The following is a 19811-nucleotide window of genomic DNA, read 5'->3' on the forward strand; positions in this document are numbered from 1 at the left end:
TCCCGTTCGAGAGGAAGTGTAGACCGCTCCTCTCGTCATTGCGAGCGCAGCGAAGCAATCCAGAGTCTTTCCGCGGCGACAGACTGGATTGCTTCGCTGCGCTCGCAATGACGTGTGGGGAAGCAGTGTGCATCCCCACACGTCACCCTACTGCTTCAGCGTCTCCAGGAACCGCACCGGCTCGCCCTGCGCGGCCGTCACCAGCTCGCCCTGCCACATCACGCGACGGCCGCGAATGAAGGTGCCGACCGGCCAGCCGGTGACGCGAACGCCGTCATAGGGCGTCCAGCCGGCCTTGGACGCCACCCATTTGTTGGTAATGGTCTCGCTGCGCTTGAGATCGACGATGGTGAAGTCGGCATCGTAGCCGGCGGCGATGCGGCCCTTGCAGGCCATGTTGTAGAGGCGCGCAGGGCCGGCGCTGGTGAGGTCGACGAAACGTGCCAGCGAGAGCCGGCCCGCATTGACGTGATCGAGCATCACAGGCACCAGCGTCTGCACGCCGGTCATGCCAGAAGGCGAAGCGGGATAGGTCTTCTGCTTCTCCTCCAGCGTATGCGGGGCGTGGTCGGAGCCGAGCACGTCGATGATGCCCTGTTCGATGCCGCGCCAAATGCCGGCACGATGATCGGCGCCGCGCACCGGCGGGTTCATCTGCGCCAGCGTGCCGAGCCGCTCGTAGCATTCCGGCGCGACCAGGGTGAGATGGTGCGGCGTCGCCTCGCAGGAGGCGACATCCTTGTGGTCGCGCAGGAACTCGATCTCCTCCTTGGTCGAGATGTGCAGCACGTGAATACGCTTGCCGGTCTCGTGCGCGAGCTTGACGAGGCGCTGCGTCGCCATCAGCGCCGCGGTCTCGTCGCGCCAGACCGGATGCGAGCGCGCATCGGCCTCGATGCGCAGCGATTTGCGCTCGTTGAGGCGGTATTCGTCCTCGGCGTGGAAGGCGGCGCGGCGGCGGATCACCTGGAAAATGCGGCGCAGGCTCTCGTCGTCCTCCACCAAGAGCGCGCCGGTGGACGAGCCGATGAACACCTTGACGCCGGCGCAGCCGGGTGCGCGCTCCAGCACAGGCAGGTCCTGCACGTTCTCGCGGGTGCCGCCGATGAAGAAGGCGAAATCGCAATGCATGCGGTGATGGGCGCGCTTCACCTTGTCGGTGAATTCGGCCTCCGTCACGGTCAGCGGCGAGGTGTTCGGCATCTCGAACACGGCGGTGACGCCGCCCATCACGGCGCTGCGCGAGCCGGTCTCGAGGTCTTCCTTATGCGTCAGCCCGGGCTCGCGGAAATGCACCTGCGTGTCCATCACGCCGGGCAGGATGTGTAGGCCCTTGCAGTCGATCACCTCGGCGGCTGAGTCTTGCGATAGCGGACCGAGCTCGGCGACGCGGCCGCCCGTGATGCCGATATCCCGCACGCCCTCGCCGTCCTGGTTGACGACGGTGCCACCCTTCAGGATCACATCGAAACGCTGGGTCATGGGGCCTCTCTCATCCTCAAGGCGCAGGGCTCGAGGTCTTGTCGTTTATGCGTTGCGGGCTTACGTTCCGGAGCAACATGTCGCAAGAGATTTTCGCATGAAATCGGCGTTTCTTCCGGACCGGGGCGTCATCAAGGTCGCGGGTGAGGATGCGCGCAACTTCCTCAATGGCCTCGTCACCACCGACCTGGACAGGCTGAAACCTGGTCTGGGGCGATTCGGCGCATTGCTGACGCCGCAGGGCAAGATCATCGTGGATTTCCTGATCACGGAAGCGTCCGCGGGCCACGGCGGCGGGTTCCTGATCGACTGCCCGAAAGCGCTGGCGGACACCCTCGCCACCAAGCTGAAATTCTACAAGCTGCGCGCCAAGGTCACCGTGGACAAGGTCGACCTCGGCGTGCTCGCCGCCTGGGACGGCGAGCCGGCGGCGCAGCCCGACCTTGCCTTTGCCGATCCGCGGGCTGAGGGGCTCGGCACCCGCATCCTGGTCCCGGAAGATCTCAAGCAGAAGCTGTCCGATCTTATCGGCGCCGAGCTGGTCGATGCGGCGGCCTACGAGACGCACCGCATCGCGCTCGGCGTGCCGCGCGGCGGGCTCGATTTCATGTACAGCGATGCGTTCCCGCATGAGACCAACATGGATCGCCTCGCCGGCGTCGATTTCGACAAGGGCTGCTATGTCGGCCAGGAGGTCGTCTCGCGCATGCAGCATCGCGGCACCGCGCGCACGCGCAGCGTGAAGGTGCTGCTCGAGGACGCCTCGCCCGAGCCTGGCACAACCATTCTCGCCGGCGACAAGCCGGTCGGCACCATCGGCTCGACGGCCGGCGGCAAGGGCATCGCGCTGGTGCGCATCGATCGTGTCGCCGATGCACTCGATGCAGGCCAGCCGCTCACCGCTGGGGGGCTGGCTTTGACGCTGGCTGAACCAGACGTCGTTCGCATTCCAGCCAAGCAGCCCATCGCATGAGCCGCGCTGCCCGCTTGCATCCCGACGGTCTGACCCGCTGCCCTTGGCCGGGCGAAGATCCGCTTTACGTCGCCTATCACGACACCGAATGGGGCGTGCCGGAATACGATGACCGCGCGCTGTACGAGAAGCTGATCCTCGACGGCTTCCAGGCCGGCCTGTCCTGGATCACGATCCTGCGCAAGCGCGACAATTTCCGCAAAGCCTTCGACGATTTCCAGCCTGAGAAGATCGCGCGTTACAACGCCAAGAAGGTTCACGCGCTGATGAACGATGCGGGCATCGTGCGCAACAAGGCCAAGATCGAAGGCACGATCCTGAGCGCGAAGTCGTATCTAGATATCATGGAGAAGGGCCCGGGCTTCTCGAAGCTGCTGTGGGACTTCATGGACGGACGGCCCAAGGTCAACCAGTTCAAGACCACGGGAAGCGTGCCGGCCTCGACGCCGCTCTCGGTGCAGATCTCCAAGGAGCTGTCCTCGCGCGGCTTCAAATTCGTCGGCCCGACCATCGTCTATGCCTTCATGCAGGCGACCGGCATGGTCAACGACCACCTGGTCGACTGCCACTGTCATGCGACCTGCAGCAAGACCCAGCGCAAGCTGCGCCTCAAGGCCAAATGACGGCGAAGAAGGCAGCGCGCAACGAAGAGGTCCGCGCCTGGCAGCGCATGCTGTCGGGCCGGCGGCTCGACCTGCTCGATCCTTCCCCGCTCGACATCGAAATCGGCGACATCGCGCACGGGCTGGCGCGGGTGGCGCGCTGGAACGGACAGACCCTCGGCGCGCACATCTTTTCGGTCGCGCAGCATACGCTGCTGGTAGAGACCGTGCTGCGGCATGAGATACCCCGCGTCGACCAGCGCGTGCGGCTCGCGGCCCTGCTGCATGATGCGCCGGAATATGTGATCGGCGACATGATCTCGCCGTTCAAGGCCGTGCTCGACGGTCATTACAAGGCCGTCGAGAAGCGGCTGCTCGGTGCCATCCATATCCGCTTCGGTTTGCCGCCGGTATTGCCAGATGACATCACGCAGGCCATCAAGGCCGCCGATCGCGGCGCGGCCTATCTCGAGGCGACCGAGCTCGCCGGCTTCAGCGCAAGCGAAGCGCGGCGCCTGTTCGGCAAGGATCCGGGTCTCTCCGACAGCGTCCGACGCGACTATCTGACGCCCTGGACCGCGGCGCGGGCCGAGAAGCAGTTTCTGGAGCGGTTTGGCGCCGTGTTTGCGTAGCATTATTCCTTCGTAGGGTGGGCAAAGCGAAGCGTGCCCACCGAACCAAGCGACATGCGCGCAATTGCGAAATGGTGGGCACGGCGCGATGCGCCTTTGCCCACCCTACGAGCGCTCGCTATAATCGGGCGCAAAAAGGTTCGCCATGATCCACGTCTGTTCCCTCGCCGCGCTTCCCGAAACCGTCCGCCTCACCAAGGCCAGCCACGTGCTGACCGTGATGGCCAATGTCGAGCAGGTCGCGCGTCCCGTGTCGGTGCTCCCGGCCAACCATCTCAAAGTGTCGATGGACGACATCACCGAGGAGATGGACGGCTTCGTCGCGCCGTCGGAGACGCATATCGAGCAGGTGCTCAACTTCGTGCGCGGCTGGGACCGCAGCGCCCCGCTGGTGGTGCATTGCTATGCCGGGATCAGCCGCTCCACCGCCAGCGCGTTCGCGGCCGTTTGCGCGCTTAATCCGAATCGCGACGAGATCGAGATCGCCAGGAAGATTCGCGCGGCCTCGCCGATCGCCTCGCCCAATCGGCGCATCGTCGGCCTCGCCGATCGTGCACTCGGACGCAACGGCCGCATGCTGCGCGCGCTCGACGAAATGGGCCCCGGCGCGATGATGGTGGAAGGCCGCCCCTTCGCGATCGAGCTCGAATGACAGCTGGTTGTCACGATGGAGGTGCGCCCCCTCTCCCGCCTGCGGGAGAGGGTTGGGGAGAGGGTATCTCGGCGACGAAGACTCCCCCAGAGGATAGAGCCCCCTCCCGCCTCGCATCTGTCGATGCGACGCGACCTCTCCCGCAAGCGGGAGAGGTGCACCGAGTCCGCGGATGGGCCGTCTTAACCAAGCGGCATTCTGTTCAATTCAACGACACGGCAGCCGCATGAGCGAGACGCTGCTGACGCCAATCGAAATCGGCCTCACCGCGGCCATCGTCGCGATCGAGAACCACGAGCCGCTGATCCTGACCGCACCCGGTGCTGACCGGCTTGCCGGGCTGCCGTTCGGTCCGTTCGACGCGGTGAGCCATCGCACGTTCGAGATCGGCCTGCGCGCCTGGGTCGAGCAACAGGCGGGGCTGCGGCTCGGCTATGTCGAGCAGCTCTACACGTTCGGCGACCGTGGCCGTCATGCCGAGGCCGGCGACACCGGAGCCCACATCGTGTCGATCGGCTATCTCGCGCTGACGCGCCCCGCGGGCGGCGAGCTCGCCGCAAACGCGGCGAGCTTCGCGCCCTGGTACCGATTCTTCCCGTGGGAAGACTGGCGCGAGCAGCCGCCGACGATCATCGCGCGCGACATCATCCCCGCGCTGACCGAATGGGCCGAGGAGGAGACGGCGGAGACGATTCGCGCACTGCCGCGGAAGGATCGCGTGCGGTTCTATTTCGGTCTCGACGGCGCACCCTGGGACGAGGAGCGCGTGCTCGACCGCTACGAGCTGCTCTACGAGGCCGGGCTGATCGAGGAGGCCCGCCGCGACGGCCGTCCTGCGGCATTGGCGCGCAAGACGCTTCCCCCGCTCGGGACCTCGATGCGGTTCGACCATCGACGGATTCTCGCCACGGCAATCGCGCGGCTGCGCGCAAAGCTGAAGTATCGTCCTGTAGTCTTTGAACTTTTGCCGACCGAATTCACACTCACTGAACTGCAGCACACGGTGGAAGCGATCTCCGGCCGGCACCTGCACAAGCAGAATTTCCGCCGCCTGGTCGAGATGGAAGCCCTGGTCGAACCGACCGGGGTGATGTCGACACAGACGGGCGGACGGCCGGCAGCGCTCTACCGCTTCCGCCGCGAGGTGCTCCAGGAGCGGCCCGCGCCGGGCTTGCGCGTTCGCTCCCGGCGCTAGAGCATGATCCGGAAAAGTGCGTTGCGGTTTTCCGGTAAGATCATGCTCAAGAAATTAAGATCCTGATATCAGTGGTATCGGCCCCTGCCCGCCGATTGCCTGGAGGCTTCATGTTCGACGGCCCGTTTGACGTCTTTGCGCTGATCATTGCGATCATCGCCTTCCTGATCGCGATCAAGGCGTCCAGCCAGGCGACCGAGTTGCGCCGCCGGATCAGTTCGCTCGAAGAGATGCTTTACGCGCAGCGGACGGTGCAGCCGCCCCCGCTGATGCCGGCGCAGGCCGAAGCCCCCGCCACGACTGCAGCCGCCGAGCCGCCGCCGCTGGCGCCGGAAACCGAAACGACGCCGCCTCCGCTCGTCACGGAAGAGATTTCGCCGCCCCCGCTCGAGCCGAGCACGGGCGCCACCGCGCCCCCTCCGGTGCCGGAGGCCGCACCCGGCTTCGAGGAGCGGCTCGGCACCCGCTGGGTGGTGTGGATCGGCGGGCTTGCGCTCGCGCTCGGCGGCTTCTTCATGGTGCGCTATTCGATCGAGGCCGGTCTGCTCGGCCCCGGCGTGCGCGTGTTCCTCGGCGGCCTGTTCGCCGCTGCGCTGCTGGGCGCCGGCGAATGGACGCGGCGCAAGGAGAGCATCTCGAGCATCGCGGCGCTGCCTATCGCCAACATTCCCGCGATCCTCACCGCGGCCGGCACGGCGGTGGCGTTCGCGACCATCTACGCGGCGTACGCGCTCTACGACTTCCTCGTGCCTGCGACAGCCTTCGTGCTGCTCGGCATCGTTGCGATGGGCACGCTGGCCGCAGCGCTCCTGCACGGCCCCGCGCTCGCCGGGCTCGGCGTCGTCGGCGCCTTCGTGACGCCGATCCTCGTCTCCTCCGGCAAGCCGGATTATTGGGCTCTCTACATCTATCTTGCGGTCGTGACGGCCGCGAGTTTCGGGCTTGCCCGCAGCAGGCTATGGCGCTGGCTTGCGGTCACGACCATTGCCTTCGCGGTGCTCTGGATCTTCCCGGGTCTCGATACCGAACAGGTGCAGGTCGCGCCGCACGCCTTCCATGCCATCGCCGGGTTCGTGCTCGCCGCACTGCTCGTCGTCTGCGGCTTCATGTTCGGGCCCAGCATCGAGGACGGCGAGATCGAGCCGGTCTCATCGGGCGCGCTTGGCGCCTATTTGTTCGGCGCGATGCTGGTCGTGCTGTCGAGCGCGCATGCGGATCTCGCGCTGATCGCCTTCACGCTCCTCGTCGGCGGCACGCTGTTCGTCGCCTGGCGCGCACCGGCGGCGACCGGCGCGCTGGGCGCGGCCGCGGCGGCCGTGTTCATCGTGTTCGCCGAATGGGCGGTGCGCGCCAACCCCGATATGCTGGTGCTGCCGGGCGGCCCGATGCCCGGCGTCGGCCCGGTCGCGATTGATAGCGCGGTGACGCTGCATCTGGTGACGGCCGCGATCTTCGCCGCCGGTTTCGGCGTCACGGGCTTTTTCGCGCAAGGCCGCTCGAACTCGGTGATCATTCCCGTGGTGTGGTCGGCGGCGGGCGTCGCGACGCCGATCGCCATCCTGGTTGCGCTCTATGCGCGCATTGCCCATCTCGACCGCTCGATCCCGTTTGCGATCCTCGCCGTGCTGCTCGCTGCGGCCTTTGGCGCTGCGACCGAAGCGCTGATGCGCCGCGAAGAACGGCCCGGCGTTGCAACCTCGGTCGCGCTGTTCGCGACCGGTACGCTCGGCGCGCTGGCGCTGGCGCTGACCTTCGCCCTGGAGAAGGGCTGGCTCACCATTGCGCTCGCGCTGATGTCACTCGGCACCGCCTGGATCTCGTTGCAGCGGCCGATTCCGGTGCTGCGCCGGCTGGCTGCCGTCTTCGCTGCGATCGTCACCGCGCGCATCGTCTATGATCCGAGCATCGTCGGCGATGCCGTCGGCACCACGCCGATCTTCAACTGGCTGTTGTGGGGCTATGGCCTGCCGGCCGCCTCGTTCTGGGGCGCGAGCATCTTCCTGCGCCGCCGCGCCGACGATCCGCCGCTGCGCGTGGTTGAGACGGCGGCGATCCTGTTCACCGCGCTGCTCGCCTTCATGGAGATCCGGCACTTTGCGACCGGCGGCCGCATGACCTCGCCGCCCTCGCTGCTCGAGTTCGCGCTGCAAGTCTGTGTCACGCTTGCCATGGCAATCGGCCTGGAGCGCCTGCGGCTGCGCAGCCGCAGCATCGTGCACAATGTCGGCGCGGTCGTGCTGACGGCGATCGCCGGCTTTATCAGCGTGTTCGGCCTCCTGATCCTGGAGAACCCGATGCTGCTCTCCAGCGTCAATGTCGGCAGCCTCGTGTTCAATCTGCTGCTGCTCGGCTATGCGTTGCCGGCCGTGCTGATGCTGCTGCTCTCCTACGCAGTGGCGGGACACCGCAGTGTCGCATATGCAAACACGATTGCGGGTGGCGCCCTGGTGTTCGCGCTCACCTATGTGACGCTGGAGATCCGCCGCTTCTATCACGGCCCGGTCCTGCTCTACGGTGGCACCACGAGCGCCGAGCAATATACCTATTCGATCGGCTGGCTCGCTTTTGGCGTGGCGCTGCTCGGCGTCGGCATCCTGGTCAATTCGGAGCGTGCGCGGCTGGCGTCCGCCGCCGTCATCGCGCTGACGATCTTCAAGGCCTTCGCCGTCGACGTGTGGACGCTGACCGGCGTCTATCGGGCGCTCTCGTTCATGTGCCTCGGCGTCGTGCTGGTCGCGATCGGCTGGCTCTACCAGCGCATCCTGTTCCGGCGGCAGATCGCACCGCCGCCGGCTGCGCCGCAGACGGGCAGCTAGACTGGATCGTCGGGCGGGCACTCCACCTCTCCCCAGCGGGGAGAGGTCAACAACGATCGAGCGGGTGCCTCTACGCCGCGCGGACCGATTCCAGGAACTGCGCGACCTCGACCTTCAGGCGGGTGCTGTCGGTCGCCAGCGACTTCGCCGCCGACAGCACTTCACTCGAGGCCGAGCCGGTCTCGATCGCACCGCGCTGCACGTTGGTGATGTTGGACGACACTTCCTGCGTGCCGAGCGAGGCCTGCTGAACGTTGCGCGAAATCTCCTGCGTGGCCGCGCCCTGCTCCTCGACGGCGGCGGCGATCGCGGCCGACACCTCGGACAGCCGCTCGATGGTGCCGCCGATCTCCTGGATGGCGTTGACTGATTCTTGCGTCGCCGCCTGGATGCCCGAGACCTGCGCCCCGATTTCGCCGGTCGCTTTCGCGGTCTGCTCGGCCAGGGCCTTGACCTCGGAGGCGACGACAGCAAAGCCGCGGCCGGCTTCGCCAGCGCGCGCCGCCTCGATGGTCGCGTTCAGCGCCAGCAGGTTGGTCTGGCCCGCGATGGTGTTGATGAGCTCGACGACGTCGCCGATGCGGGCCGCCGCCTGCGACAGCGCGTTGACGCGCTCGTTGGTCCGCGCCGCCTGCTCGACCGCTTCCGCCGCCATCCGCGCCGAATCCTGCACGCGGCGGCTGATTTCGGTGATGGAGGACGACAGCTCCTCGGAAGCAGAGGCCACCGCCTGGACGTTGGTGGAAGCTTCTTCCGACGCAGCCGCAACGACCGTTGCGAGCTCCTGGCCGCGCTGCGCTGTGCCGCTCAGCGTTGCCGCGGACGCCTCGAGCTCGGTCGAAGCTGACGATACGGTCTCGACGACCTCGCCGATCATGACCTCGAAATTGCGGGTGATGGCATCGACGCGGCGGCCGCGTTCGATCTTGGCCTCGGCGTCGCGCGCCGCCGCAGCGTCGGCCGCCTTCTTGGCGATCAGCGCCTCCTTGAAGATCTGGAGCGCATCCGCCATCGAGCCGATCTCGGTCTTCTCGCCGCGATGCGGCACTTCCACCGCAAGGTCGCCCTCGCCGAGCGACTGCATCGGGCGGATGATCGAAGCGATGCCACGCGAGACGTCGCGCACGAGATAGTAGGCGGCGCCGATCGCGATCACGACGGAGGCCACGATGATCCCGACCAGCACACGGAAGATCGTAGCGTAGCTGTCGGCGGCCTGCTTCGTCTCCAGCTCGGCGCCCTGATTGTTCATTTCGATGCCCTTCTGGAGCAGCGGATCGGCGGCCTGAGCCATTTTCGCGACCTTGGTCTGCAACATCTCGTTGGCATCGGTCGGGAAGCGGCCGACGCTCTTACGCGACAGCGCCATTACATCCTGCACGCCGTTCAGGTACTCGGCCCAGGCCTTGGTCCATTGCTCGTAGAGCGAGCGCTCCTCTGCGCGCGTGATCAGCGGCTCGTAGATCTTGCGGGTCTTCTCGATCCGTTCGCGCAAGCCTGCCAGGCGCTTCTCGGCAGCCTCCTTGCCTTCGGCAGTATCCTGCATCAGGTGCAGACGCAGCGCGACGCGGAGCTCGTTGATGTCAGCACGCATCGAGCCGAGCGCACGCACGCTCGGCAACCAGCCCTGCGCGATCTCGACCGTATGGGCGTTGATGTTCTGCATCGTGCCGATCGCCATCACGCCCACACCGGCGAGCGAGAGCACGAGGACCGACAGCACGGTCAGCAGCTTGAAGACGATCGACAACTTCGACATCACGACAATCCCGATGATTACCCGGCAACGCGCACATCATCTGCGCCGCAGACGTCACGACGGACGACCCGGGCGAAGGTCAGTTCAACAATGCTGGCTGGTTCTTTTCCCGAAGGATTGCGCCAATAATCGCAAACAGGCGTTAACAGGAGGCTACGCAAAAATACGGCTCGTGCGCAGCGATCGTGGTTTCTCTGCAACTCTCTGTTGCAGCCGCACCGGCATCTCCCGTTACGATGCAGACGCTCGCGAAAAGGCACGTGTCAGGCCGCGCGCACGGTATCGAGGAATTTTCCGACTTCGAGCTTCAGCCGGTTGCTGTCGCCGGACAGCGATTGCGCGGCTCCCAACACCTGCGAGGATGCCGAACCGGTCTCGCTCGCGCCGCGCTGCACGTCGGTGATGTTGGACGACACCTGATGGGTGCCCGTCGCCGCCTGCTGCACGTTGCGCGAGATCTCCTGCGTTGCGGCCCCCTGCTCTTCCACCGCGGCTGCGATGGTCGAGGAGATCTCCGACAGCTTCTCGATGGTGTGGCTGATGTCCTTGATCGCGCCGACCGAATGCTCGGTGGCGGTCTGGATGCTGGCGATCTGCTGGCCGATCTCGCCGGTCGCCTTCGCCGTCTGCTCGGCAAGCGCCTTGACCTCCGAAGCGACGACGGCAAAGCCGCGGCCTGCCTCGCCGGCGCGCGCGGCCTCGATGGTTGCATTGAGCGCCAGGAGGTTGGTCTGGCCGGCGATGGTGTTGATCAGCTCGACCACGTCGCCGATCCGCGCCGCAGCAGCGGAGAGCTCCCCGACGCGATCGGTCGTGGTGCGAGCCTGGTTCACCGCATCGCCGGCGACGCGGGCGGATTCCTGCACCTGCCGGCTGATCTCGGTGATCGACGACGACAGCTCTTCGGTCGCCGACGCGACCGACTGCACGTTGGTGGACGCTTCCTCGGAAGCGGCAGCAACCATGGTCGTGAGCTCCTGGCCGCGCGCCGCGGTCGCGGTCAGCGTCGAGGCGGAAGCTTCCAGCTCGGTCGCGGCAGAGGACACAGTATCGACGATCTCACCGATCGCGGCTTCGAAGCTGTCAGCCAGCTTGTGCATCTCGGCCTTGCGCTGCGCGGACGCAATCTGGTCCTGCCTGATCTTGGCTTCGGCGTCCTCGCGCGCCTTCTGCTCCGACACGACCTTGAACTTTTCAACGGCCGCCGCGACGCCGCCGACTTCGTCCTTGCGGCCGAGACCGGGCAGAACCACGGAGAAATCGCCGCCGGCGAGCTTGTCCATGGCGACCGTGAGCGCACTGATCGGCCGCGCGATCGTCAGGAACGACATCAGCCACGAGCCGACGAGGACGAGCATGGCGAGTGCGCCGACCAGGATCGCAAGCTGCTCGCTCGATCTCATTTGTGCCGCGGCCGCGGCATTCTTCTCCTCGGATTTGTGCCTTGCGTAGTCGGCGATCTGGCCGATCAGCACGTCGAGTTCGCCGGCAATCGGCAGGGTCACCTCGCGTGCGATGCGAACGACGTCTTCATTGAGCTTCGCAGCGCGGGCCGCTCCGTCTGCACCGCTGGCGGCCAGGGCTTCGCCGCGCACGCCGGCGATCTGCTGCGCGGCCTTTTCGTAATTCGCAGCCAGCGATCTCAGTTTCTCCATCCGAGCGCGGTTCTCCGCCTCGTGAGAAAGCTTCAGCATTTCATCGACCAGCGCATTCGTCGATTTTTGCCGGTCGCCCAGATTCTGGACGGCCTTCTGAATGTCAGCCGGGCTATTGGCAAGACGAAGGTCTCGTACCGCGAGCTGCATGCCGCGAACCGCAGCCTCGGCCTTGACTGCGTCGCGCGCGATCTGCTGCTGCCCAAGCGCGCTCTGGCTGCTCTCGCGAATTCCCGCATTGCCGAGCATCTGGCTTGCAATCATGGCCCCAACCAGGAGCACACCGAGCGCCGACGCAATCGCCAGCTTGGTCCCGATCCTCAGATTCTGAACTAGGCTCAACATGGGCATGCTTCCCCCGAAGGAACGCGCAGCCGAGTCATTGTCGGCTTCCCCTGACTGCGCCATTGCCCAAAAAATGAGCTTCTCACATTCCGATTTGGTTAACGAAATCCCTCGCAGAAATACTGACTTTGCACGCTAAATGATTGAGCCCGAAAGGAAATGATCCCGTCATAGTTGTAAATTGCAGCTTCAAGTCGGAGCTAGGACGCTTTACATCCAATGGTCTCGCCGACGAGGCTGATTCGAAAGACCGGCTGCTTGTCCTCGTCGAGCAGCTCCATGCACCATTCGGCGTTCGGCTTCAGGCCGCGCGCGATGCCGCTGAGCAGATTGGCGCACACCTCGGTCATCTCGGTCCAGGCGGCTGCGCGATCCTCGAACTCGTACGGCAGGTCGGCGGCGCCGGAATAGCGGCCGGTGCTGATGCGGAAGAAATAGAGCGACATGGTTGAACCCTTGCGTGGGACCGCCCCCCGGCCGCGCGCAAACTAGGGCCCGAACAGCTACCAAGGCATGAAAGCCGCCGTCCGTATGACTACGGCGCGGGCGGCTTGGTGTTCGATGATGTCTTCGACGATCAATGGCGCGGGTTGTCCCGCGCAGGCGAGCTCACTGCGTGGAGCGGCGCAGCTCCAGCGGTCCCTCGTTCTTCGCCGGCTCGGACTTCACCGGCTCGAGCCGGCTGCCCTCGACACGCGGCGTCTCGACGCGCGCGGCAACCTCGGTGTTCGATGCGGCGACCGTGCCGGTGTGCTCCGGCTTGTGCAGCGAGCGCGGCCGCGCTGCAGCGCGCGCCATCAGCATCTGATTGCCGCCCTGGTGACGGAAGTCGCAATAGGCGAAGCCCATGCCCGACACCGAGCCGCGGAAGCTGCGATCGTCGGTTTTTTCGAGATTGAAGCAGGGCTCGAACGGAATGCCCTTGATCGAGGCGCAGACGTTCTGGCCGCGAATCTGGAGCGTATTGCCGGGAAGTCGGAGGTGCTTGACCGGGCCCGAGCCCGAGAATTGCACCGCACCGGCGGCGCCGAGATCGTCGAGGATGCGGCCTGCACCGCGGGTGCCGTCGAAACAGGTGAAGGCGAACACCTTGCCGGCCACGAAGCGGCGCGCCTCGTCGGCGTTCATGCTTCCAGCGATGGCCGGCGCAAACGTCGCTGCCGCCGTGACAGCCCCCAACACAATACGCGCAAGCATGCTCAACTCCGAACCAACCCCCGCAGCGGGCGATGCCTTTATCTCTTTACCCGCTGCTTACCATACGAACCATGGCGAGATTGAAGCAGCTTGGTTGGTAAAGTCTGAACGCCGTCAGACAATTTTTACCACGACGCGGCCGCGAACTTGGCCGGCGAGGATTTTCGCGCCCCAGCCCTGAACCTCGTCGAGCGAAATTTCCTCAGTAATTTCAGAGAGTTTTGTTCTGTTCAGGTCGGAGGCCAAGCGCTGCCAGGCGGCCTTCCGGGGCTCGATTGGGCACATCACCGAATCGATGCCGAGAAGGCACACTCCGCGCAAAATAAACGGCGCCACCGAGGACGGCAGGTCCATGCCGGCGGCCAGGCCGCAGGCCGCGATCGCGCCGCCATATTTCGTCATCGAGAGCAGGTTGGCGAGTGTGGTCGAGCCGACGCTGTCGACGCCGCCGGCCCAGCGCTCCTTGGCGAGGGGCTTTGCCGGCGCCGACAATTCGTTGCGGTCGATGATCTCGGCTGCCCCCAGCTGCTTCAGGTAGTCGGCCTCGGAGGCCCGCCCGGTCGAAGCGATGACGTGGTAGCCGAGCTTCGAGAGCACGGCGATCGCGACCGAGCCGACGCCGCCGGCAGCGCCCGTCACCACGACCGGGCCGCTCTTCGGCGAGATGCCATGCTTCTCCAACGCCAGCACCGAGAGCATCGCCGTGAAGCCGGCGGTGCCGATCGCCATGGCATCGCGCGCCGATAGCCCTTGCGGAAGAGCGACCAGCCAGTCGCCCTTCACCCGCGCCTTCTCCGCATAGGCGCCGAGATGGGTCTCGCCCATGCCCCAGCCGGTGCAGACGACCTTGTCGCCCGCCTTCCACTGCGGATGCGAGGAGGCTTCAACCGTGCCGGCGAAATCGATACCGGCGATCATCGGGAAGCGGCGCACCACCGGCGCCTTGCCGGTGAGCGCAAGGCCGTCCTTGTAGTTCAGCGTCGACCATTCGACGCGGACGGTGACGTCGCCCTCCATCAGCTCGGTTTCGTCGAACTGCGCGAGCTGCGCGGTGGTGCCCTTGTCCGCCTTGTCGATCCTGACAGCCTTGAATGTGGCCACGACTGAACTCCCTGACTTTGTTTGTCGGGGATGTTTAGCTGATCAGGCCGGCTGCGCAACCACCCGCTGGACCGGTTTCTCGACGATTGGAAGATTGATCAGCGCCGAGAGCACGCCGAACAGGATCGAGAGCCACCAGATCGGCGTGTAGGACCCGAACTTTTCGAAGACGATGCCCCCGAGCCAGACGCCGAGGAAGCCACCTACCTGATGGCTGACGAAGGCAAAGCCGTAGAGCGTCGCGAGCCAGCGCGTTCCGAACATAAGCGCCACCAGCGCCGAGGTCGGCGGCACCGTCGACAGCCAGGTCAGGCCGGAGATTGCACCGAACGCGATCGCCGAGAACGGCGTGATCGGGAACGAGATGAAAGCGAGGATCGCCAGCGCGCGCGTGAAGTAGATGGCCGAGAGGATGTAGCGCTTGGGAAGGTAGTTCTGGAGATACCCCACGCTCAGCGATCCGATGATGTTGAACAGGCCGATCGCCGCGATCACCCAGCCGCCGGTTTGTGCGGTGATGCCGCGATCGACCAGGAACGCCGGCAGATGCACGGTGATGAAGGCGAGCTGGAAGCCGCAGGTGAAGAAGCCGAGCACCAGGAGCACGTAGGAGCGATGACCGAAAGCTTCGGCAAGCGCCTTGGTGATGGTCTGGTCATCCGCGGGCGTTGCGCTGTTCACGGTTGTCACCGGCGGCGTCGAGAGCGCCAGCGAGAGCGGGATGATCAGCAGCATCAGGAAGCCGAACACGGAGAGCGCCTGCTGCCAGCCGAAATTGTCGATCAAGGCGACACCGATCGGTGCGAACAGGAACTGTCCGAACGAACCCGCGGCCGTGCCGGCGCCGAGCGCGATGCCGCGCTTCTCCGCGGGCAAGAGCTTGGTGAAGGCCGACAGCACCAGGTTGAACGAGCAGCCAGCCAGACCAAAGCCGATCATCACCCCGGCGCCGATGTTGAGCGACAGCGGCGTCGAGGAATAGCGCATCAAGAGCAGCCCGCCGGCATAGAGCAGCGCGCCGACGCACATCACCCGGAACAAGCCGAAGCGATCCGCGACCGCACCGGCGAACGGCTGGCCCAGTCCCCACAACAGATTCTGCACGGCGATGGCGAGGCCGAACACGTCACGGCCCCAGCTGAATTCGTGACTCATCGGCTGCACGAAGAAGCCGAGCGCCGAGCGCGGACCGAAACCGAGCATGCCGATGGCACAACCGCAGAGGATGATGACGGCCGGGGTACGCCAGTTGGAGGAACGCGAGGCCGGAGCGAGCTCGCCGATCTGTGTCGACATGGTTGTCCTCGTCTGTCCTTGGCGGAGCCGCAAATCAGCAGCCGCGGGACAGCCCGTTTAATGCATATGCATGAAAATCCCAAGGCAAAAACGATTGCATTCCACGAAGAGCTGACGCGGGAGCATTGCGTTTCAATCTGGCCTCGCCTGGCAGGCGCGCAGTGACGGGAATGTGTGCGGGCAGGCCCTAGCGATACTCGCCCGTGCGTGCTATGTTTGATTTACTCAAATTGAGCATATATGGCTTCTGTCCGGCCTCCTCGGCCGGTCTTCTCGGGCACCATATATTCTCAAAATGAGTATAATCGCCACACCTAATGGCAGCATTTGGGAGGCTTCAATGCCGATCACTGGAATTTTCGGTCCCGACGACTTTGCCAACCGGCCGCAAGGCCAACCCACCGCCTCCCCGCGCGCCGCGCCGGTCGCCCCGGGACCGACATGGCCGATGCCGTCCCTGGAATGGACGCCGGCGGTCGAACGCGCAACCGCGCCGCTCTATGACCGCGTCAAGCACGTGATCCCGTCGATCGAATGGCCGCTGATGGCGCCGACGATTCACGCGATCAACGAGCTGAAGCACGCGCGGGGCGCGGTCATTCTCGCCCACAACTACCAGGCTCCGGAGATCTTCCACTGCGTCGCCGATATCGGCGGCGACTCGCTCCAGCTCGCGGTCCAAGCCACCAAGGTGAAGGCCGACATCATCGTCCAATGCGGCGTGCACTTCATGGCGGAGACCTCCAAGCTGCTCAATCCGGACAAGACCGTCTTGATCCCGGATTCGCGCGCGGGCTGCTCGCTCGCCGCCAGCATCACCGGTGCGGACGTGCGGCTGCTGCGGGAGAAATTCCCCGGCGTGCCCGTTGTCGCCTACGTCAACACCTCGGCGGAGGTGAAGGCCGAGGTCGACATCTGCTGCACGTCCTCAAACGCGGTGCAGGTGGTCGAGAGCCTGAACGCCCCGACCGTGATCTTCCTGCCCGACCGATACCTCGCCACTTACGTGGCGTCGAAGACCGACGTGAAGATCATCGCCTGGAAAGGCGCCTGCGAGGTGCATGAGCGCTTCACCGGCGAGGAGCTGCGGAGCTTTCGCGAAGCCGATCCGTCCGTGCAGATCATCGCGCATCCGGAATGCCCGCCGGACGTGCTGGCGGAAGCCGACTTCACCGGTTCGACCGCGCACATGATCAACTGGGTACGCGCGAAGCGGCCGCCGCGGCTGGTCATGATCACGGAATGCTCGATGGCCGACAATGTCCGGGCCGAGCTGCCCGACGTGGAGATGCTTCGCCCCTGCAATCTCTGCCCGCACATGAAGCGCATCGCGCTCGCCAACATCCTGGAAAGCCTGCTGACGCTTCGCGAGGAGGTGACGATCGACCCCGCGCTCTCGGAACGCGCGCGGCGCTCGGTCCAGCGCATGATCAATCTGAGCAATTGAGGGCGAGCAACATGCAACACGACATCCACGACCTCGCCAGCACCGACAACGTCGTCATCGTCGGCGGCGGCCTTGCCGGACTGTTCTGCGCGCTGAAGGTGGCGCCGCGGCCGGTGACCTTGATCTCGGCGGCACCGCTCGGGCACGGCGCATCCTCGGCATGGGCGCAAGGCGGCATCGCTGCGGCCGTGGCCGAAGGCGATACGCCGGAGGCACACGCTGCCGACACCGTCGCGGTCGGCGGCGGCCTCGTCGATGCAGCCGTCGCGCTCGGGATCGCGCGCGAGGCGGCGCCGCGCATCCACGATCTTCTCGCCTATGGCGTTCTGTTCGATCGCGATCTCGACGGCAGGCTTGCGGTCGGTCGCGAGGCTGCGCATTCCGCGCGTCGCATCGTGCATGTGCGCGGCGACGGCGCCGGCGCCGCGATCATCGCGGCCTTGAGCGAGGCCGTGCGCCGCACGCCCTCGATCCGCCTGCTGGAAGGCTTCGTCGCCGAAGCCTTGCTGACCGAGGACGGCGCGGTCACCGGGCTTCAATTGCGCCAGGCCGACAATCCCGCGTCACCGCCGCTCGCGCTCGCCGCACGCGCGGTCGTGCTTGCGACCGGTGGGCTCGGCCATCTCTACGCCGTCACCACCAACCCGTCGGAAGCGAGCGGCTCGGGCCTTGCGATCGCCGCCCGCGCCGGCGCCGTGATTGCCGATCCTGAATTCGTGCAGTTCCACCCCACCGCCATCACGGTCGGCCGCGACCCGGCACCGCTCGCCACCGAAGCGCTGCGCGGCGAAGGGGCAACGCTGATCAATGGCAACGGCGAGCGCTTCATGAGCGCCCGCCACCCGCTCGCGGAGCTCGCGCCCCGCGATATCGTGGCCCGCGGCGTGTTCGCCGAGATCGCGGCCGGACGCGGCGCCTTCCTCGATGCGCGTCAAGCGCTGGGCGCGCGTTTCGCGACGAGGTTTCCGACCGTGCATGCGAGCTGCATCGCCGCCGGCATTGATCCCGCGGCCCAGCCGATTCCGATCGCGACGGCCGCGCATTACCACATGGGCGGCATCGCGGTGGACGCGCGCGGTCGCAGCTCGATCGACGGTCTCTGGGCCGCCGGAGAAGTCTCCTCCACGGGCGCGCATGGCGCCAACCGGCTTGCCTCGAATTCCCTGCTCGAAGCCGTCGTCTATGCCGCCCGCATTGCCGACGACATCGCCGGCCGCACCGTGCCCCCGCCGGCACGCCTTCCCGACTCTTTGGTGACACCACGCGCCGGGACGCCGGACGCCGCAGAAGTGAAGCGGCTGCGCGCAATGATGAGCGCGCATGTCGGCGTGATCCGCGACGGTGATGGGCTTGCACAAGCCGTGCGGCATTTCGTCAGGCTCGAGCGCGAGGCCGGACACGGCGTCCTCGGCAACATGGCGATTTCGGCCCTGCTCGTCGCCGCTGCGGCCTGGACACGGCGCGAAAGCCGCGGCGCGCATTGCCGTTCCGATCATCCGGCCGAAAACCCAGCGCTGGCGCAGAGAACGATGACCACGCTCGCCGCGGCGCGCGAGGTCGCGGAGAGCCTCGACGAGCGCCCGCGGCCACGCCTTGCGCAATCCCTGATCGCCTGAAGGAGGCCCCATGATCACCCCGACCTCACTGCTCTATCCCGATTCCTTCCTCTCGCCGCTCGCGATCGAGGCGGCCGTTGAGCGTGCGCTCGACGAGGATCTCGGCCGCGCCGGCGACATCACCTCGCTCGCGACAATCCCGGAGGCGACGCGCGCGCAAGCCATCCTCGTCGCGCGCCAGTCCGGCGTGATCGCCGGATTGCCGCTGGCGCTCGCGACCTTGCAGAAGCTTTCGCCCGAGATCGAGGTGCGCGCACATGTCCGCGATGCCGCGCGGGTTGCGCGCGGTCAGCACGTGCTGACGATCTCGGGTCCCGCGCGCGCCATCCTCACGGCGGAGCGCACCGCCTTGAACTTCGTCGGTCGGCTGTCGGGCATCGCCACGCTCACCGCGGACTACGTCGCCCGCGCCGAAGGCACCAGGATGCGCATCTGCTGCACGCGCAAGACCACGCCGGGGCTGCGTGCGCTGGAAAAATACGCGGTGCGCTGCGGCGGCGGCTTCAACCATCGCTTCGGGCTCGACGATGCCATCCTGATCAAGGACAACCACGTTGCGGTGGCCGGCGGCATTCGCCCGGTGCTGGAGCGCGCCCGCGCCCATGCCGGCGATCTCGTCAAGATCGAGATCGAGGTCGACACGCTGGCGCAGCTGCGCGAGGTGCTCGAGAGCGGGATGGCCGATGCGGTGCTGCTCGATAATATGGACCTTGCGACGCTGCGCGAGGCGGTGAGGCTCAACGCGGGCCGCCTCGCGCTGGAGGCGTCCGGCGGCGTCACGCTGGACTCGATCGCCGCCATCGCGGCCACCGGCGTCGACTATGCGTCGGCCGGCGCCCTGACGCATTCTGCGCCAAATTTCGACTGTGCGTTGGATATGGAGGCGTGATGAATTCTTCTCCTTCTCCCCGCTTGGTAGAGGCATCGCATATGACTTGTGTGGCGGCCTGCGCGCACGCCTCGCCCTTCGAGACGGCGCTTACGCGCCTCCTCAGGGTGAGGCTCATCAGCATCAGTGCTCGTTGAAAAACTGCTGCCGCGCA

The 19811-nt window shown here is 66.1% G+C and carries 16 protein-coding genes; 9 read left to right on the plus strand and 7 right to left on the minus strand.

Translation table 11 applies throughout. The features are described from left to right. Positions 1-147: 147 nt before the first annotated feature. Positions 148-1482, minus strand: coding sequence for a dihydroorotase (locus tag I6F17_RS02015; protein ID WP_225123830.1), 1335 nt, complete (start codon positions 1480-1482; stop codon positions 148-150). A gap of 97 nt (positions 1483-1579) precedes the next feature. Here I6F17_RS02015 and I6F17_RS02020 point away from each other — a divergent pair, with 97 nt between their 5' ends. From I6F17_RS02020 to I6F17_RS02045, 6 genes are all read left to right on the plus strand, one after another. Continuing rightward, positions 1580-2455, plus strand: a complete 876-nt coding sequence (locus tag I6F17_RS02020; RefSeq protein ID WP_225123831.1) for a folate-binding protein — start codon at positions 1580-1582, stop codon at positions 2453-2455. Beyond that, the gene (locus I6F17_RS02025) at positions 2452-3078 is read left to right on the plus strand and encodes a DNA-3-methyladenine glycosylase I (protein ID WP_225123832.1); all 627 of its coding nucleotides are present in this window, start codon (positions 2452-2454) and stop codon (positions 3076-3078) included. Before I6F17_RS02020 ends, I6F17_RS02025 begins: the two co-directional genes overlap by 4 nt. After that, the gene (locus I6F17_RS02030) at positions 3075-3689 is read left to right on the plus strand and encodes an HD family hydrolase (RefSeq protein WP_036028303.1); all 615 of its coding nucleotides are present in this window, start codon (positions 3075-3077) and stop codon (positions 3687-3689) included. Before I6F17_RS02025 ends, I6F17_RS02030 begins: the two co-directional genes overlap by 4 nt. Positions 3690-3834: 145 nt before the next feature. After that, on the plus strand, positions 3835-4341 hold the full coding sequence (locus I6F17_RS02035; protein ID WP_036028306.1) for a protein-tyrosine phosphatase family protein: 507 nt from the start codon (positions 3835-3837) through the stop codon (positions 4339-4341). A 226-nt stretch (positions 4342-4567) separates the two neighbouring features. Further along, positions 4568-5536 carry an NAD regulator gene (locus I6F17_RS02040; protein WP_109144659.1) on the plus strand — a complete coding sequence of 323 codons (969 nt, stop codon included), beginning with the start codon at positions 4568-4570 and terminating at the stop codon, positions 5534-5536. A gap of 110 nt (positions 5537-5646) precedes the next feature. Then, positions 5647-8352, plus strand: coding sequence for a DUF2339 domain-containing protein (locus I6F17_RS02045; RefSeq protein WP_225123833.1), 2706 nt, complete (start codon positions 5647-5649; stop codon positions 8350-8352). A 70-nt stretch (positions 8353-8422) separates the two neighbouring features. Here the strand turns inward: I6F17_RS02045 and I6F17_RS02050 are convergent, their stop codons facing one another. The 6 genes from I6F17_RS02050 to I6F17_RS02075 all read right to left on the minus strand — a co-directional run bounded on the left by I6F17_RS02050 (position 8423) and on the right by I6F17_RS02075 (position 15705). Continuing rightward, positions 8423-10111: a methyl-accepting chemotaxis protein gene (locus I6F17_RS02050; RefSeq protein WP_036038279.1), complete on the minus strand. Its 1689-nt coding sequence runs from the start codon at positions 10109-10111 to the stop codon at positions 8423-8425. A 263-nt stretch (positions 10112-10374) separates the two neighbouring features. After that, on the minus strand, positions 10375-12111 hold the full coding sequence (locus I6F17_RS02055; protein ID WP_225123834.1) for a methyl-accepting chemotaxis protein: 1737 nt from the start codon (positions 12109-12111) through the stop codon (positions 10375-10377). A gap of 200 nt (positions 12112-12311) precedes the next feature. After that, positions 12312-12557 carry a hypothetical protein gene (locus tag I6F17_RS02060; protein ID WP_036038283.1) on the minus strand — a complete coding sequence of 82 codons (246 nt, stop codon included), beginning with the start codon at positions 12555-12557 and terminating at the stop codon, positions 12312-12314. Positions 12558-12720: 163 nt separating this feature from the next. Beyond that, on the minus strand, positions 12721-13308 hold the full coding sequence (locus I6F17_RS02065; protein WP_036003601.1) for a hypothetical protein: 588 nt from the start codon (positions 13306-13308) through the stop codon (positions 12721-12723). 114 nt (positions 13309-13422) lie between these two features. Beyond that, positions 13423-14409 carry an MDR family oxidoreductase gene (locus tag I6F17_RS02070; protein ID WP_225123835.1) on the minus strand — a complete coding sequence of 329 codons (987 nt, stop codon included), beginning with the start codon at positions 14407-14409 and terminating at the stop codon, positions 13423-13425. Positions 14410-14451: 42 nt separating this feature from the next. Then, a complete protein-coding gene (locus tag I6F17_RS02075; protein ID WP_225123836.1) occupies positions 14452-15705 on the minus strand; it encodes an MFS transporter in 1254 nt (417 codons plus the stop codon). A 340-nt stretch (positions 15706-16045) separates the two neighbouring features. Between I6F17_RS02075 and nadA the strand changes: the two genes are divergently transcribed. The 3 genes from nadA to nadC are packed head-to-tail and all read left to right on the plus strand — an operon-like array spanning position 16046 to position 19657. Then, on the plus strand, positions 16046-17152 hold the full coding sequence (gene nadA, locus I6F17_RS02080) for a quinolinate synthase NadA (protein ID WP_225123837.1): 1107 nt from the start codon (positions 16046-16048) through the stop codon (positions 17150-17152). Between the two features lie 11 nt (positions 17153-17163). Continuing rightward, complete coding sequence (locus I6F17_RS02085; protein WP_225123838.1) at positions 17164-18768, plus strand: L-aspartate oxidase; 1605 nt, start codon at positions 17164-17166, stop codon at positions 18766-18768. Between the two features lie 10 nt (positions 18769-18778). Next, on the plus strand, positions 18779-19657 hold the full coding sequence (nadC, locus tag I6F17_RS02090; protein ID WP_225123839.1) for a carboxylating nicotinate-nucleotide diphosphorylase: 879 nt from the start codon (positions 18779-18781) through the stop codon (positions 19655-19657). The last annotated feature ends 154 nt before the right edge of the window (positions 19658-19811 follow it).

This window comes from Bradyrhizobium sp. NBAIM18 (assembly GCF_020193825.1).
In the GTDB taxonomy this organism is placed as follows: Bacteria; Pseudomonadota; Alphaproteobacteria; order Rhizobiales; family Xanthobacteraceae; genus Bradyrhizobium; species Bradyrhizobium yuanmingense.